Consider the following 16,164-nt stretch of genomic DNA (forward strand, 5'->3'; position numbering starts at 1 on the left):
GCGCCATGAAATTCACGCCCGAACCCATTCCGCGTCCGTCCGGCCGGCCGGCGTCGAGCACGCCGTTGCGCGACTACCTGAACTCGACGAACCAGGGCGTCGACGCCGGCTACGCCGTGCTGCCGCGTTCTCTGGCCGAGTCCATGCCGCTGCCGTGGCAGCAGCAGTTCGCGACCCTGCTCGCCGAGTTCCATCAGGCGTACGGCCACCTTCAGTGGCCCGTCTACCGGGTGGTGCCGTCCCGCTACGAGAGGCTCGTCGACCTCGACGAGGAGCAGCTGGCTGAGGCCGGCTTCCTCATGGAGATCGACTCCGACGGCGAGATCGTCTACCGCAGCCGCAACGGGACCCAGGTCGAGAACCCGGAGCAGACGACCGCCCTGGTCTCGGTGCTCGATCCGATCCCGAACAACCGTCAGGGCCGTGTCGAGCCGGCGGCGTTGTCGCAGCAGCCCACGCCGCCCAGCGGATTCCCGACTCAACCGGGGCCGCCAACGCCATCCGGCGGCTTCGGCCCGCAGAACCAGTACCACTACCCCGGACAGCGCGACCAGCAGTCCTGGTGATCGCGTCGGCGTGATCCGTGGACGCGCCGTTATGAGAACGACGAACCTGTATTTCGTTGTCTAAGGTTCCAGTGTGGTGTCCAGGATGTTCACGACCAGCGGCGCCGGGCGGGACTTCGCGCCGATCCGGAGCGAGTTCGCGCTGCGTGAGGACTTCCCGGCAGCAGCATTGGTCGAAGCCGAACAGGCCCTGGACGAGGTCCGGGGTGGCCCCCGCCTCGACGCCACGCCATTACCGCTGGTCACGATCGATCCGCCCGGCTCCAAGGATCTCGACCAGGCCGTGCTGATCGAGCGCAGGCGGCGTGGCTACCGCGTGTACTACGCCATCGCCGACCTGGGGGGATTCGTACGGCCCGATGGTGCGTTGGATCAGGAGGTGAAGCGGCGAGGCCAGACGCTCTACCTCCCGGACGGGACGCTTCCCCTGCACCCGCCCGTGCTGTCCGAGGGGGCGGCGAGTCTGCTGCCTGACCAGGTCCGTCCGTCGGTGCTCTGGACCATCGACCTCGATCAGGACGGCAACCCCGAGCGCGCCGTGGTTCAACGGGCCCTGGTCCGATCCATCGCTCGGCTCGACTACGAGTCCGTGCAGGCGTCTCTAGAGGCAGGGACGCCCCACCCCTCCGTCGTCCTCCTCCCCGAGGTCGGTCGGTTGCGGCGTGCCATGGCCGCCGAACGTGGTGCCGTCGAGTTGCAGCTTCCCGAGCAGCAGGTCAGCCCGGCAGGCGACGGCGAATGGACCCTCAGGGTAAGGCTCAGGTCTGACATCGAGGCGTGGAACGCCGAGATCTCCCTGCTCACCGGCATGTGTGCCGCGCAAATCATGATCGATGCTCGCGTTGGTGTGCTCCGGACGCTGCCGTCGGCCGACGCGGACGCAGTCAACAGCCTGCACCGCGCGGCGACTGCCTCACGTGTCGAGTGGCCGGTAGGGGAGAGCCCAGCACGACTGCTCGCGGGCCTCGACCCGAATCGTCCCGAGTCACTCGCGATGTACGTCGCTGCCACGCGCCTCCTCAGAGGCGCCGGCTACACCGCCTTCGACGGCACCGAGCCCGCCGTGACTTCACACGCCGGCGTCGGCGCCCCGTACGCCCACGTCACCGCCCCGCTGCGGCGACTCGTCGACCGGTTCGCCACCGAATGTTGTCTCGCCACCACGGCCGGCGCGGACGTCCCGGCCTGGGTACGCGCCGCGCTGCCGGAACTGCCGCACTTGATGTCCGTCTCAGACGCATTGGCGGCGAAGGTGGAACGTGCTTGCCTCGACCAGGTCGAAGCATGGGTGCTCGCCGGCCGCGTCGGTGACGTCTTCGACGCCGTGGTGCTGCGGTCCGAGTCGAACAGTGGTGAGGTGTTCGTCGCCGAGCCGCCGGTGATGGCCAAGTGCAGCGGCGCTGAGCTACCCGAAGGCGAGCAGATCAGGGTTCGGCTCGTCGAGGCGGACACCACGCGTCGCAAGGTGTCCTTCGCGAGGCATTTCGGAGAGGAAGATCGTGACTGAAATCGGTGACCTGACGGTCGGAGTTCTCGGTGGCACCGGCCCCCAGGGCAAGGGGCTGGCGTTTCGGTGGGCCAAGGCCGGCCTGAAGGTCGTCATCGGTTCGCGCAGCGCCGACCGGGCGGAGGCCACGGCCGCCGAGCTGCGAGAGGCCGCTGGCGTCGGCCACGTCGCCGGAGCCGACAACCTCGAGTGCGCCAGCCAGGCCGATGTTGTTCTCGTGGCGGTGCCCTGGGATGGTCACGGCGCCTTGCTCGAGTCTCTTCGCGAGGCCCTCGCCGGCAAGATCGTGATCGACTGTGTGAACCCGCTCGGCTTCGACAAGCAGGGCCCGTTCGCGCTGAAGGTCGACGAGGGCAGCGCCGCGCAGCAGGCCGAGTCCCTGCTGCCGGACTCTCGCGTGACCGCTGCCTTCCACCACGTCTCGGCGGTTCACCTGGTGGATCCCGAGGTCGAGGCCGTCGACACCGACGTCCTGGTGCTCGGTGACGACCGCGAGGCCACCGACCTGGTCCGCGCTCTCGCCGACACTGTCCCCGGCATGCGCGGCGTTTACGGCGGCCGACTCCGCAACGCGGGTCAGGTCGAGGCGCTGACCGCCAACCTCATTGCGATCAACCGTCGGTACAAGGCCCACGCCGGCCTCCGAGTCACCGACATCTGAGCGGCTGGCAACAAACGGCGAGGGGTGGACCGGTCGCGATCCGGTTCACCCCTCGCTGGTGTCCTGGCCTCAGTGGAACGAGTGTTCCGGACCGGGGAACGCCCGGTTCCGGACTTCTGAGGCGAACTCGCTCGCCGCGTTGCCCAGCACGGAGGCGACGTCCGCGTACTTCTTCACGAAGCGCGGCGCCTTGCCGCGACGAAGACCGGCCATGTCCTGCCACACCAGGACCTGGGCGTCGCAGTCCGGGCCCGCGCCGATGCCCACGGTGGGAATCCGCAGCTCGTGGGTCACCCGCTTGGCCACCTCAGCCGTCACCATCTCGAGAACGACGGCGAACGCGCCGGCCTCCTCCAGAGCCACCGCATCGGCGAGGACGGCGTCGGCCTTGTCGTCGCGCCCCTGGACGCGGTAGCCGCCGAGCTGGTGCTCGCTCTGCGGGGTGAACCCGATGTGCCCAATCACCGGGATGCCGGCCGCCACGATCGCCTCGACGTGCGGCGCGAACCGTCGGCCGCCCTCCAGCTTGACGGCGTGTGCGCGGCCCTCCTTCATGAACCGGACCGCAGTGGCGACCGCCTGCTCCGGCGATACCTGATAGGAGCCGAACGGAAGGTCGGCGACCACGAGGGCGCGCTTCACCGCCCTCGTCACGCCCCTGGTGAGGAACAGCAGCTCGTCCACGGTGACCGGCAGCGAGGTGTCGTACCCGTAGACGTTGTTCGCGGCGGAATCGCCGACCAGCAGCACCGGGATGCCGGCTTCGTCGAAGAGCTCCGCCGTGTACATGTCGTAGGCAGTGAGCATCGGCCACGGCTCGCCGCGGTCCTTGAGCTCCTGAAGATGATGAATGCGAACCCGACGCGCCGGCGGTGCGGCTGAACCGCCTGCACCGTTGCCGTATGGCGCCGCGACTTCGGCAGACGTCATTGTCCCGACCGTCCTTCCCTCAAGGCCCGCGACGAGCGGGTCCCTGGGTCATGTGGATGGTTACGGAGCTAGGGTGACACCGTTTCCCCTGGTCGGCACACACTTGCGAGCAGCTTCACACCCCTGAACTGCCAGTGTCGCGACCGTGGCAAGCCGGCAAGATCAATGTGGACACGACTCCACAGCGGACTGTGCCTTCACCAGGGCCCGAAGGCCGACCTGGTTGGCCATGGCGACCTCTTGTCGGCGACACCACCTACTCGGCCGACTGTGGATGCCCCGTCTTACGCCACTAACAGCACACACCCGAACGGCTGGTGACGGGCCCGCACGGTCACGTGACAGCCACCACCCGTTCGGGCTGAGTGGTCTCCCAACTCAGACCAGTGCCGCCGCGTGCTCACGCCAGGCGTTGGTGATCGGCAGCCGTCGATCGCGGCCGAACGCCTTGAAGCTGATCTTCGTGCCCGGCGGGTACTGCCGCCGCTTGTACTCGGCCCGGTCGACCAGCAGAAGCACCCGTTCGATCAGCTCCGGATCGAAGCCATCGGCCAACAGGTCCGCGTACCCGTGATCGCCCTCGACGTACTGGTCGAGCACCCGGTCCAGCAGTTCGTAGTCAGGCAGCGAGTCGGCGTCGACCTGACCAGGCCGCAGTTCGGCCGACGGCGGTTTAGTGATCGAGTTCTCCGGGATCGGAGGTGCCTCTCCCCGCTGCTCGGCCTCGGAGTTCCGCCACCGTGCCAGTTCCCACACCAACGTTTTCGGCACGTCCTTGATCGGCGCGAACCCGCCGACTGCGTCGCCGTAGATCGTCGAGTAGCCGACGGCCAGTTCGGTCTTGTTGCCTGTGGCGAGCACCAGGTGCCCATGCGCGTTGGACAGTGCCATCAGCGTCATGCCACGGCACCGTGCCTGGATGTTCTCTTCTGCCAACCCGGTGAGTTCGAGCTGGTCGACGAAGGTGCGCACCATGTGCTCGATCGGCTGCGTGTCGTAGTGCAGGCCGGTGAGCTCCGCCGTCAATGCCGCATCCGACTTGGAATGGTCGGACGAATACGACGACGGCATCGAGACTCCGTACACGGCGTCGGCGCCCAGTGCGTCGACCGCAAGCGAGGCGACGACCGCCGAGTCGATCCCGCCGGAGAGACCAAGGACTACCGAGCGGAACCCGTTCTTGTGGACGTAGTCGCGCAGACCCGTGACCAGCGCTCCCCATACCTCCGCGCAGTCAGACAACGGAGCTGCTGGTTCGGGGGCCGGAAGCGGCTCGTACGTCGGCAGCTCCACGCCATCCAGCGTCAGCCGGGTCACCTCGAAACCGTCGGCTGGTTCGACCGAGGTGTTCCCGCCCGCGTCGAGCTCAAGGTCGAGAACGAGGAGTTCCTCGACGAACTGAGGTGCCCGCGCCAGCAACTTCCCATTGGCGTCGATGACCAGCGAGTCGCCGTCGAACACCAACTCGTCCTGGCCGCCGACCATGTTGACGTACGCGATCGGCGCGCCCGCTTCGGCCGCCCGCCTCGCGACCAGGTCGGCTCGGACGTCGTCCTTGTTCCGCTCGTACGGCGAGCCGTTGATGCAGAGCACCAAGTCGACACCGGCCTTGCCGAGGGCGGCGATCGGCCCTCCGTCCTGCCAGATGTCCTCGCAGATGACAACGCCGATGTCTGTGCCGTGCCATCGCAGGATCGGCAGCTTGCTGCCGGGAACGAAGTAGCGGTACTCGTCGAACACGCCGTAGTTGGGCAGGTGGTGCTTGGCGTACCGAGCCACCACCTTGCCCTGGTGAATCACCGCGGCCGCGTTCCGTACACCAGCGTCGTCACGATCGAGATAGCCGACGACAGCCAGCAGGTCGCCGCAGCCGATGTCAGCCAGGCGCTCGGCGAGCTCGTCAACTGCGGTTCGGGACGCACGGGCGAAGGAGGCACGCAGCGCAAGGTCCTCGACGGGATAGCCTGTCAGCACCATCTCGGGGAAGGCCACTACCTGAGCGCCGGACTCGGCAGCCTTGCGAGCCCACTCGACGACGAGGTCGGCATTACCGCCAAGGTCGCCAACCCGCGGGTTGACCTGGGCGAGAGCGATGCGCAATTGCGGCATGAGTTCATCCTCCCCCACAACCCCGACAATCGGGCGAATTGTGTGGCGTAAGGATCACCCGCGGGTCGCCCCCGCAGCTGGCATTTCCCTCGTTCGGAGTCAGTAGATGGCACGATCGTCATGTGCGCCTCCGTCACTCTCACACCCTGCCGTACGCCGTGCTACTAGCTGTAACCGTCTTGGCGGCCACAGGCTGCACCGCCGTGTTCGGTGGCCAGGCGGAAGCGGGCGTCACGTTCGAACGACCCGGGCCGGCTGGCACCGTGCCTGCGGGACTCGAACGCTTCTACGGGCAGCAGCTCGGCTGGGGCGCATGCGACACCTACGCCACGTCGGACTCGGACCGGAAGATTTTTGCGTCGAGCCCTGACCTCAAGTGCGCCAGGCTGACGGTGCCGATGGACTACTCGAAGCCCGACGGCAAGACGACCACCCTCGGCTTGCTCCGCCGCAAGGCCACCGACTCCGGCCAGCGCGTCGGCACCCTGTTCGTGAACCCGGGGGGCCCGGGTGCTTCCGGAGTTGACGCCGCGGCATCGCTTGCTTCGGCTGTTGCCGGAAACGATCTTGGTAAGAGGTTCGACCTGGTCGGCTTCGATCCGCGAGGCATCGGCTCCAGCGAACCCGCGGTGCACTGCCTGACGGACGCAGAGCGGGACAAGCAGCGGGCCGACGACATCGAGGACACCTCCGCCGCTGGCGTTGCCAAGGAAGCCGCACAATTTCGTGACTATGCCTCGAAGTGCGCGCAGCGGAGCGGCTCTGACTTGCTGGCGAACATCGGCACTCGTGACGTCGCCAAGGACCTCGACGTGATGCGGTCCGCCCTAGGCGACAAGAAAGTCACCTACCTTGGCTACTCATACGGAACGTTCCTCGGGACCACCTACGCCGAACAGTTCCCAGCCAATGTGCGTGCGCTGGTGCTGGACGGAGCGGTCGATCCGAACCAGAGCCCGGCCGACGAGCAGGTCGCCCAATCGGCTGGCTTCCAGAAGGCATTCGACCAGTTCGCCACTTGGTGCGCCCAACGCCAGGATTGCGCACTTGGTCGAGACGCCAGCAAGGCTGTGCAGGCATACCACGACCTCGTGATCCCGTTGATCAAGAATCCGGTGGACACCGGAGACGGACGCAAACTCACCTTCGGTGACGCCACGACTGCGACCGTTCAGGCGTTGTACACGCAGCAGCTGTGGGAGACGTTGAACAGTGGTCTGGTGCAGCTCAAGCGTGGTCTGGGTACCACGTTGATGACCATGGCCGACTTGTACGACGGCCGCGACACCGACGGGAAGTACTCGAACGAACAGGATGCCTTCACGGCGATCCAGTGCGTGGACAATCCCCAGTCCAAGGATCAAGCTGCTGAGCTCGACGCTGAACGCCGATCGACCGAAGCCGCCCCCTTCCTCGACAACGGGCAGCCGCTTCCGACCTCCTCGCCGGGCGACTCGTGCTCCTACTGGCCGGTGCCGAGCACCAGCCAGCCGCATCTGCCAAAGGTCAGCGGCTTGCCTCCCACGCTCGTGATCTCCACGACGAACGACCCAGCGACTCCGTACCAGGCGGGCGTCAACCTGGCCGGCGCACTTGGCGGATTCCTCCTGACCTATCAGAGCACTCAGCACACGGCGTTCCTTCAGGGAAGCGACTGCGTGGACCACGTCGGTGTGAACTACCTGGTCAACTTGAAGCTGCCAGCAGCAGATCCGCGGTGCTCCTCCTGAGCCGGAGGTATCTGCCTTTCGTACGCCGACATCAGGCCGCAGCGAGGAGTCCGCGTCCCAGCTGGTCCATGGCGCCGTGGAAGTCGCACCAGTGCGGGGTCGCCGAACATCCAGGCTGCGCGCAGCTGTCGTTCCCTTGAAGGGCGACGTGCACGAGCTCGTTGTCGAGCCTGGCGACGGTCCGAGGCTTGGCAGAGGCAACGGACAGCGGGACGGGATCCATGTCCGGCGAGCGCTTGACGGTCGGAGACTCGTTCAGGGAAGCCAGATCAAGGCGTGTCCGACCGAAAAGGCCGGTCCTGGTTTCCTCGCCCTCGCGTGTGCGCACCTGACCTTGGCGTGCGGCGTTGTCCTTGAGCCACCAGGTCGCAATGGTCGCAATCGGATCGACGTCTTCGTGTCCGTTCCCGATTGAGCGAAGTCTCGAGACTGCCTCCTCGACGACAGCTCCGTCGGCCAATGGGAGGAGGCCAGTGATCTCGTAGCCTCGTCCGGTGATCTTGCGTAGTGCGAGGCCCGTGGACTGGTCCTGATCGAGGTCATCCTGGTGCTGCGGCGGTGGCGCCATCTCATGGACGCGTGCGCGAACGACGCGTTGCAATCGTTCCGGACCACTTTGGACAGCGATCTTGCTGATCCATGCTTCCTCGTGTGCTGTAACGTCTTCTGATCCCAGAGCCTTGACGCCGCGAACGAGGGCGGTGGCATGTGGCCAGGTAATGGCGCCTGCCTTCAGCGCCTCAGTCGTGTGGGGCAGCGACTCGGCGAGAACGGTGCCCGAGCGCAGAACCGACCGTGCCTGCGCGCCTGAGTAGTGGCACTCTCGCTTGAGGAACTCGGCAGGAGTGCGGTGGCCGGCGTCCAGATGTGCCCCGGTTCGTTCCATCGTCAGGGTGTGCTCGCCGATCACCGCCTGCAGTCGGCTGATCTGGCTGGCAACCACGCGCAGGGTCTCGGCGATCTCGCGCTTCGTCTTGTCAGTGCTGGGTGTCGCGAGGATGGCGTCGACGGCTTCTACCAGATGGTCCAGTACTTTCATGTGCAGTCCTCTTCTTTCGCTCGACTGCACATGAGGCTAGGCCGTATCCCTGACAACGCGTGCTGATCAGCGATCTGGTGGACCGCTGATCAGCACGTTGTCAGCTGGATGTGCTATGCAGATGGTGTCGCTTGGACTGTCGCTCCGAACTGGATGCCCTTGGCCTCCTTGCCGACCCAGGTCAGCACAGCCAGGATCGCAAGTACCGGTGCGACGGTGATGGTCAACGCGAACGGATACCCGTGGGTCGCCGCGAGCGACTGCTGGATCGGGAGGTTGAATGCGGCGAGGCAATTGCCCAGCTGGTACGTCACGCCGGGATAGAAACCACGGATGGCGTCGGGCGACATCTCGGTGAGGTGCGCCGGGATGACTCCCCACGCCCCCTGGACCGCCACCTGCATGAGGAAGGAGCCGAGACACAACAGAGCCGCAGTCTTGGAGAACGCGAACAGCGGAATGATCGGCAACCCGATCAGTGAGCAGAACACGATCGTGTACCGCCGGCCGAAGCGCTCGGAGAGTGTCCCGAAGACGGTGCCGCCGATCATGGCGCCGATGTTGTAGATGATCGCGATCCAGCTCGCGGTCGCCGCGGACAGGCCGGCGCCACCGCTCTCGGTCGCCTTGAGGAAGGTCGGGTACACGTCCTGGGTGCCGTGGCTCATCCAGTTGAAGGCGGTCATGAGCAGCACCAGGTATACGAACCTACGGAGCACCGGCCCGGTGAAGATGACCGTGCGTAGCGACGTGTTATGGGCTCGCAGCTTCTGCTGCGTCGTCTCCCAGACCTCCGACTCCTTGACCCGGGCCCTGATCAGCAGGCTGATGAGGGCAGGTATGACGCTGAGTCCGAACAACCACCGCCACGACAGCCCAAGTTCGCTGTGGAGGATCAGGTACGCGAGTGAAGCCAGCAGGTACCCCATCGAGTAGCCCTGCTGGAGCACGCCGGAGAAGAACCCCCGCCGGTTGGCGGGCAGTTTCTCCATGGCGAGTGCCGCTCCGAGTCCCCACTCGCCGCCCATGCCGATGCCGTACAGCAGGCGCAGGATCAGGAGCACTGTGTAGTTGGGAGCGAAGGCGCAGAGGAACCCGACGATCGAGTAGAAGATGACGTCGGTCATCAGCGGGATGCGCCGTCCGACGCGGTCCGCCCAGAGCCCGAAGAGGAAGGCGCCGACCGGTCGCATGAGGAGCGTGACGGTCGTCAGGAACGCCATCTGGGTGAGCGATACCCCGAATTCTTTGCCGATGTCGGCGTAGACCAGCACGACGAGGAAGTAGTCGAAGGCGTCCATCGACCAGCCGAGCAGGGCCGCGGTGAACGAGTTGCGCTGGTCGGGAGTGAGACGTTGCCGGGGTGCGGTGGCACTGCTGGTCATGCCTGCCCCTCCTGGTCAGACGATCTGATCCGTGACTGACGGCGTTGGTACGTCGTACTCGCTGTGCTCGTCGCGGGCAACCTCACTCCAGGTCACCGGCTCGCCTCAGGACCCCGAAACATGCCGTTAACGAGGGCTGCCTACGCTGCGCTCATGGACCGCCAGCAGGAGTTCGTGCTGCGCACGTTGGAGGAACGCGACATCCGGTTTGTCCGGTTGTGGTTCACCGACGTGCTCGGGTATCTGAAGTCGGTGGCGGTTGCGCCCGCGGAGCTGGAGGGTGCCTTCTCCGAAGGCATCGGGTTCGACGGCTCCGCGATCGAGGGTTTTGCCCGGGTCTACGAGTCCGACATGGTCGCGAAGCCCGACCCGTCGACGTTCCAGGTCCTGCCGTGGGAGTCCGCCGAGGGCGGCCACTACTCGGCGCGCATGTTCTGCGACATCGCCATGCCTGACGGCTCGCCTTCGTGGGCGGACCCGCGCCACGTCCTGAGGCGGACGCTCTCGCGAGCCAGCGAGGCCGGCTTCACCTGCTACGTCCATCCCGAGATCGAGTTCTTCCTGCTTCGCGAGCTCAGCAGCGACGGCCGCGAGCCGGTGCCCGCTGACAACGGCGGCTTCTTCGACCAGGCCAGCCACGACACCGCGCCGCACTTCCGCCGGCATGCGATCGAGGCGCTCGAGGCGATGGGCATCTCGGTGGAGTTCAGCCACCACGAGGGCGCGCCGGGTCAGCAGGAGATCGACCTGCGCTACGCCGACGCGCTGACCATGGCCGACAACGTCATGACGTTCCGCTACGTCGTCAAGGAGGTGGCGATCACGCAGGGTGTGCGCGCCTCCTTCATGCCGAAGCCCTTCACCAACCAGCCGGGTTCCGGCATGCACACCCACGTCAGCCTCTTCGAGGGTGACGGAAACGCGTTCTACGACGCCGAGGACCCCTACGAGCTGTCCGGAACCGGCAAGGCGTTCGTCGCGGGCCTGCTCAAGCACGCCCGGGAGATCACCGGCGTGACGAACCAGTTCGTCAACTCGTACAAGCGGCTCATCGTCGGTGGCGAGGCCCCGACCGCCGTCTGCTGGGGGCACGCGAACCGATCGGCGCTGGTCAGGGTGCCGATGTACTCCCCTGGAAAGGCGTCGTCTCGACGGGTCGAGGTCCGCAGCCTCGACTCCGCGTGCAACCCCTATCTGGCCTATGCGGTGATCATCGCGGCTGGGCTGAAGGGTGTGCAGGAGGGCTACGAACTGCCGCCTGCCGCCGAGGATGACGTCTGGTCGCTCACCGAATCCGAGCGACGGGCGGCCGGCTACGCGAGCCTTCCGCAGAACCTCGGCGAGGCGCTGAGGGAGATGGAGCACTCCGAGTTGCTCGCGGAGACGCTTGGGGAGCACGTCTACGAGTTCTTCCTGCGCAACAAGCGGGCGGAATGGGACGCGTACCGCAGTCGAGTGACCCCCTTCGAGCTGAGCACCTTCCTGCCGATCTTGTGACCGGGACGGACTGACGGCGACGACGGGGCGCTCGCCGACCGCCCACACGACTAGGGCGCTACTGGGGTCGTCGAAGGACGACAAGGGCGAATCTGAGGGCCGCTCGACGGCATCGTGGTCGAAAGACAGCAGCACGAAGTCGGAGCGCCGCTACGGGCGGGTGATGCCAGCCCGTCAGTCCGGTCGAACTGCGAAGCCGTGGACGTCGGCGACCAACCGACCAAGCAAGCACGCCGGAGCGACGCCCTCTCCGACACGGCGGTCGCCGGCGTGGGGGAGTGCGCTCGTCGACACCCGTCACTCACGCATCCCACCTTTCGCGGTTGGCCGCCGATCGGCGTGTCGTTCATCGCCCAGCGGTGAGCCGATGCCATGATGTTGATCTACGCTCCGGTGTTCGGCCAGGCCAGTAGGGCACTCAGCCCGCCGCCGTAGCGGCGACCGTTGTCGAGCTCGTGAACCTCAGCGGCGACCAACGGCCGGCATTACTTCGACCCGACGCGGGATCGGGCTAGGTTGTGCCCCGTGACTGACGTCCCTGCCACAGGCCCACACGCCGACGAGCCCGACGAGCCGATCACGCCTGTGATCAAGGTCGGCATCGGCCCCGCCGGTTCGAGCGGGCCGGATGTGCCGCCGTCGATCGCACTCCCGACCGCCGATCAGTCCGTGCTCAGTGCCTGCACAGTGGCGACGAAAGCGCAGCTTCCGGCGGTTCGGACGCTGGGCGCGTCCTTCCTGACCGTGCACAACAACGGCCGCTTCGTCGCCCTGGTGGTCGACGCGGACCCGGCAACAACGGGCCAGGGCGTCCTCGCCCCGGCCGACATCGGCATCGGTGATCGTGAACTCGCCGAGTTGGCCACCGCCTGCACCGCCGAGCAGCTCTGCGCTGTCCTGCGGCCAAGGCTCCTCGAACGCCTCCTGGCAGACCGCGGTCCCGTCCTCTACCTCGACCCGTCGGTGCACGTCATCGAGTCGATCGCCGATCAGGTGACGTCCGTGCTCGCGCGCAAGCCGCTGCTGCTCGTGCCGCGGGTGCTCCGACCGCTGTCCGATGACGGCATGCGCCCGACTCCCGAGGAGCTGGCCGCCGCCGGCGTCTACGACTCCGGGTTTGTCGGCATCGCCCCAGGTGCCGAAGCATTCCTCCACGCGTGGTTCGACGCCGTCCGCCAGGCGCCGGAAAGTTCGGCGACCTTCCTCGACAGCGCGCCTGCCCTCGTCGACCACGAGGTGCTCCGCGACCCGGGCATCGGCCTGTCGGTGTGGAGCGCGGGCCAACGGCAGCTGACCATGGCCGACTCCGGGAAACTCCAGCTCGACGGTCACCCCGTGCGAACGGTGCACTTCGCCGGGTTCGACCCGCAACGCCCCTGGCTCCTGTCCGCAGACGTCGATGCTCGGCCTCGGGTGTTGCTCTCCGAGCACCCTCAGCTGGCTGAACTCTGCACGACCTATCGGAACGAACTCGTCCGCCACGGACTCGGCCAGGACCGCGCTGAATATGGGTTCGGGCAGCTCGTCGACGGCACGATCATCCCGAATGGGCTGCGCGTTGAGTACCGCCGAGCACTGCTCGCCGCTGACCGCGCCGGCGAACGCCCACCTGCGCCGGCGTTCGGGACGGCGGAGCCGGACTTCCTCGAGTGGGCGGCAGAGCCCGTGGAGGGCCTGCCGGGCTCGAGCCGATGGGCTTTGGCGGTATGGCGCGACGACCCCGGGCTCCAGGGCCAGTTCGCCGAGCCGTTCGGCGCCGACAGTCAGGCGTTCCGCGAGTGGTGCGCCGGGCCAGGCGTTGCGAGCGGTCGACTTCACCTGGACGCGGTGCCGAAGCGACCAGGCGCCGAAACGACGTTGTTGGAGCAGCTCGGCGTCTCCGTGCTGGGTAGCGGCTGGGTCGCAGATCTCATCGCCGCCTCCGCCCGCGCATCTGGCCTCCCCGCGGCTACCGAGCCCGGCTACCCGGTCGTTCTTCTCTGTGACGACGAGGTCTCGGCTCCCACTGACCGGTACGTCGTCGCGGTCCGGACCGGTTCCGGCGATCCGGGTGCGCTCGCGGACGTGAACGAGGTCTGGGTGACTTCCGAGGCGAGCCGTTCCGTCCTGGAGCAGTCGGTGGCGGTGCCGGTGAGGACAATCACCCTGCCTGTCCTGGACCGGCCGGTGCGCGAGGAAGCGGCGCGTGCGGCGTCGAGGTCCGCGCACAACATCGGTGACGAGGTCGTCTTCGCCACAGTCGTCGATCACGCCGCCGAGCGTGTGGGCAACGCACTTGGTGCAGTGTCGGCGTTCCTCGCTGCCTTCCCGGACCGGCCGGACGTCCTCCTCGTGCTCGCCGTATCCGGCTCGGCCGACCACCCGGAGTCCGCCGAACGTCTTCGCCTCGCTACCGCGACGGATCCTCGGATTCGTCTCGTCGAGGACCCGATCAGCCTGCCGTTCCTGCTCGACGCCGCTGACTGGATGCTGTCGTTGCATCGAGGTGGCGGATCCGACCTGCTCGCCTGGGGGCTCACCGAGGCCGCGGCACGCGGAGTCCCGGTGATCGCCAGTGCGCACGGCGTCGTGACCGAGCTCTTCGACGACGACACCGCCGTGCTCGTGCCGTGCCACCACGGCGGCACCGAGCCGGACATCGAAGTGGCCTCCAAGCTGCTCCGGGAGGTAGCCGACGATCCCGAGGCCGCAGACCGCCTGTCGCGAACGGGCCGTTGGCATCTGCTCCGCGCGTACTCCCTGCCGAAGGTTGCCGACCAGCTCAAGGAACGTGTAGAGCACGCGTATCGCACCTGGCGGGCGCGACGTTCGGCGTCTCGTGGTGGCAACGACACGGATCCGCTCGGCCCGCTGCACTCCGCAAAGCACGCGCTCCTCCGTCAGCCCGACGTCGACGTGGCCAGCCGGATGCCGATGGCGCCGGCGCTGCGCAAAGGCGTGCTTCGTGTCCTCAACCACTACGACAACCACCTTCGCGACGTGCTCGGCACCGTCCTCGACGGCATGGAGCGGACTGCCGGTGAGCTACTGCGCCGGCAGGAGGAGATCCGCGAAGTCGGCGGTCTAGTCGAGTTGGAGGGTCTCCGCGCGGACTTCGAGCGGCTTATCGACCGGCACTCCCAGTTGGGCGACCAGCTCGTCAGCACCGATGACGGTGTGGTGCGCGTCAGCGCCGACCTCGCAGGTCAGGGTCGACGTCTGCGCGAGTTGGAAGACGCATTGGTGGCCGAGGCGGGCAAGCGGACGAAGCAGTTGGACACGCTCGCGGACCGGCTCGACCGCCTGACGTTGATGCTCGACAAGACGCTCGACCGCATCGACGCCTTGGAGTCGAAGGTCGCGGAGAACCTGCGCGAGCGGGACGGCCGCCTCGAGTCCGGACTCCGCTCGGCGGATCAGGCCCTGCGCACGTCCGACGCGCTCCGGCGCGTGGTCGTTCGCGAGCACGAACGGCACGGCGGAGCTGTCGAAGGAGTGCCCAGCTCGTTGGTGCTCTGCGACGTCGGCGTGCTCAGGTTGCCGGCCGAGGACGCGCTCATGCTGCCGTTGCTGTCGAGCAACGGGGTGTGGGAGCCGGAGCTGTCGAGGCTGATCGACTCACTGGTCGAGCCGGACGGCATCTTCGTCGACATCGGCGCCCATGTCGGATATCACACGATCAGGGTGCTCAGCATGCTCGGCACCAGCGGCGCGGTGGTCGCCGTAGAACCGAGCGAACCCGTGCGACGCCTGCTCGAGCACAACGTCGCCGTCAATCTCTCTCCGCAGATCGCGGAGAGACTGGTGGTCGTCGAGGGCGCCGCCTGGGACCAGGCTGCGGACCTGCTCGCCGAGCCGGCGTTGACCGGCGGCATCACGGTGCGCCCGAATCCGGGACAACCTGTGCACGCCGGCGCCGCACCCGCGCAGAACCAGGTGCCCGCCGGATCGGCGCAGTTCGTTGGCGCCCCGGTCCTCGAGCCGATGGATGACAGCAACCCCGTTGAACTGGGCGGATCCGTTCGCGGAGTGCGTCTGGACAAGGAGTTGGAGGCCACCCAGAGCCTGTCCGGTATGCGTCTGTCGGTGGTGAAGGTCGACGCGCCCGGGCGTGAACACCGAGCACTCGGCGGCTTGGTTCGCCTGCTCCGCAGGGATCGGCCGCACGTGTTGTGCGCGTTCTCGCCGTCGGCGATCTCGGACCTCGGCGACGACCCGATCACGGTGCTGCGGGAGTTCCGCACCTGGGGCTACGACCTGGTGCCGATGGATCAGCAGCGCGTCGTCAGCCCGGAAGAAGTGCTGGAGGCTTCCGGCGGTTCCCGAAGCTCGACGCTGTGGCTGCGCCCGCGCGGCAAAGGCGTCTGACGCCCACTGTTAACCGCGCTGACCAGGCGATTTGACTTCGGTGATCGACCTGAGTAACTTTCTCTCTGTCAGCGCAACACGGACTCGCCCCGGACCGCAAGGGCCGGCGAGGACGGGCGAAGACACCAAGGTCCTAGGTCGCGAAACAAGCTCCCGTGTGAACGTGGTAGAGTGTGCGACCGCCGGGCCTGGAACCCAGAATTTCGACTCTCAGAGCCGATTTGCTTGGTGAGAACGGACCGGCTAAGCTTTGAATCACCAAAGCCTCGGATCAACCCGCTTCACAGCGGTGCGAGATGGTGTGCGTGTGTTCTTTGAGAACTCAACAGCGTACTGTAATAGCCAGTACTTGAATGAATAACCCCTTAGTGGGTTCCTTTGAGATGGTTGAAC

Annotated in this window: 10 protein-coding genes; 6 read left to right on the forward strand and 4 right to left on the reverse strand. The window is 66.9% G+C overall.

Going from position 1 to position 16,164, the window contains the following annotated elements:
• Positions 1 to 5 precede the first annotated feature (5 nt).
• The 3 genes from BCF44_RS31695 to npdG all read left to right on the forward strand — a co-directional run bounded on the left by BCF44_RS31695 (position 6) and on the right by npdG (position 2,734).
• Entirely contained in the window at positions 6 to 566 is a 561-nt protein-coding gene (locus tag BCF44_RS31695; protein ID WP_246015789.1) for a hypothetical protein, read from the forward strand.
• Positions 567 to 651: 85 nt separating this feature from the next.
• Positions 652 to 2,073, forward strand: coding sequence for an RNB domain-containing ribonuclease (locus BCF44_RS31700; RefSeq protein ID WP_116178123.1), 1,422 nt, complete (start codon positions 652 to 654; stop codon positions 2,071 to 2,073).
• Positions 2,066 to 2,734, forward strand: a complete 669-nt coding sequence (gene npdG, locus BCF44_RS31705) for an NADPH-dependent F420 reductase (RefSeq protein ID WP_116178068.1) — start codon at positions 2,066 to 2,068, stop codon at positions 2,732 to 2,734. The genes BCF44_RS31700 and npdG overlap by 8 nt, the downstream gene beginning before the upstream one ends.
• A gap of 69 nt (positions 2,735 to 2,803) precedes the next feature.
• Here npdG and panB read toward each other — a convergent pair whose 3' ends face one another.
• Positions 2,804 to 3,664: a 3-methyl-2-oxobutanoate hydroxymethyltransferase gene (panB, locus tag BCF44_RS31710; RefSeq protein ID WP_116178069.1), complete on the reverse strand. Its 861-nt coding sequence runs from the start codon at positions 3,662 to 3,664 to the stop codon at positions 2,804 to 2,806.
• A gap of 378 nt (positions 3,665 to 4,042) precedes the next feature.
• Positions 4,043 to 5,773: an NAD+ synthase gene (locus BCF44_RS31715; RefSeq protein ID WP_116178070.1), complete on the reverse strand. Its 1,731-nt coding sequence runs from the start codon at positions 5,771 to 5,773 to the stop codon at positions 4,043 to 4,045.
• 203 nt (positions 5,774 to 5,976) lie between these two features.
• Here BCF44_RS31715 and BCF44_RS31720 point away from each other — a divergent pair, with 203 nt between their 5' ends.
• Positions 5,977 to 7,503, forward strand: a complete 1,527-nt coding sequence (locus BCF44_RS31720) for an alpha/beta hydrolase (RefSeq protein ID WP_246015791.1) — start codon at positions 5,977 to 5,979, stop codon at positions 7,501 to 7,503.
• Between the two features lie 31 nt (positions 7,504 to 7,534).
• On the opposite strand, the gene BCF44_RS31725 is transcribed toward BCF44_RS31720, so the two are convergent.
• Positions 7,535 to 8,542 (reverse strand): DUF222 domain-containing protein, encoded by a 1,008-nt coding sequence (locus tag BCF44_RS31725; RefSeq protein WP_116178071.1) that lies wholly within the window; start codon positions 8,540 to 8,542, stop codon positions 7,535 to 7,537.
• Positions 8,543 to 8,655: 113 nt separating this feature from the next.
• Positions 8,656 to 9,927 carry an MFS transporter gene (locus BCF44_RS31730; protein WP_211353301.1) on the reverse strand — a complete coding sequence of 424 codons (1,272 nt, stop codon included), beginning with the start codon at positions 9,925 to 9,927 and terminating at the stop codon, positions 8,656 to 8,658.
• Between the two features lie 153 nt (positions 9,928 to 10,080).
• Here BCF44_RS31730 and glnA point away from each other — a divergent pair, with 153 nt between their 5' ends.
• Both glnA and BCF44_RS31740 read left to right on the forward strand, forming a co-directional pair.
• Positions 10,081 to 11,424, forward strand: coding sequence for a type I glutamate--ammonia ligase (glnA, locus tag BCF44_RS31735; protein ID WP_116178072.1), 1,344 nt, complete (start codon positions 10,081 to 10,083; stop codon positions 11,422 to 11,424).
• Positions 11,425 to 11,949: 525 nt separating this feature from the next.
• Positions 11,950 to 15,771, forward strand: coding sequence for an FkbM family methyltransferase (locus tag BCF44_RS31740; RefSeq protein ID WP_147328706.1), 3,822 nt, complete (start codon positions 11,950 to 11,952; stop codon positions 15,769 to 15,771).
• Positions 15,772 to 16,164 lie beyond the last annotated feature (393 nt).

This window comes from Kutzneria buriramensis (assembly GCF_003387475.1).
In the GTDB taxonomy this organism is placed as follows: Bacteria; Actinomycetota; Actinomycetes; order Mycobacteriales; family Pseudonocardiaceae; genus Kutzneria; species Kutzneria buriramensis.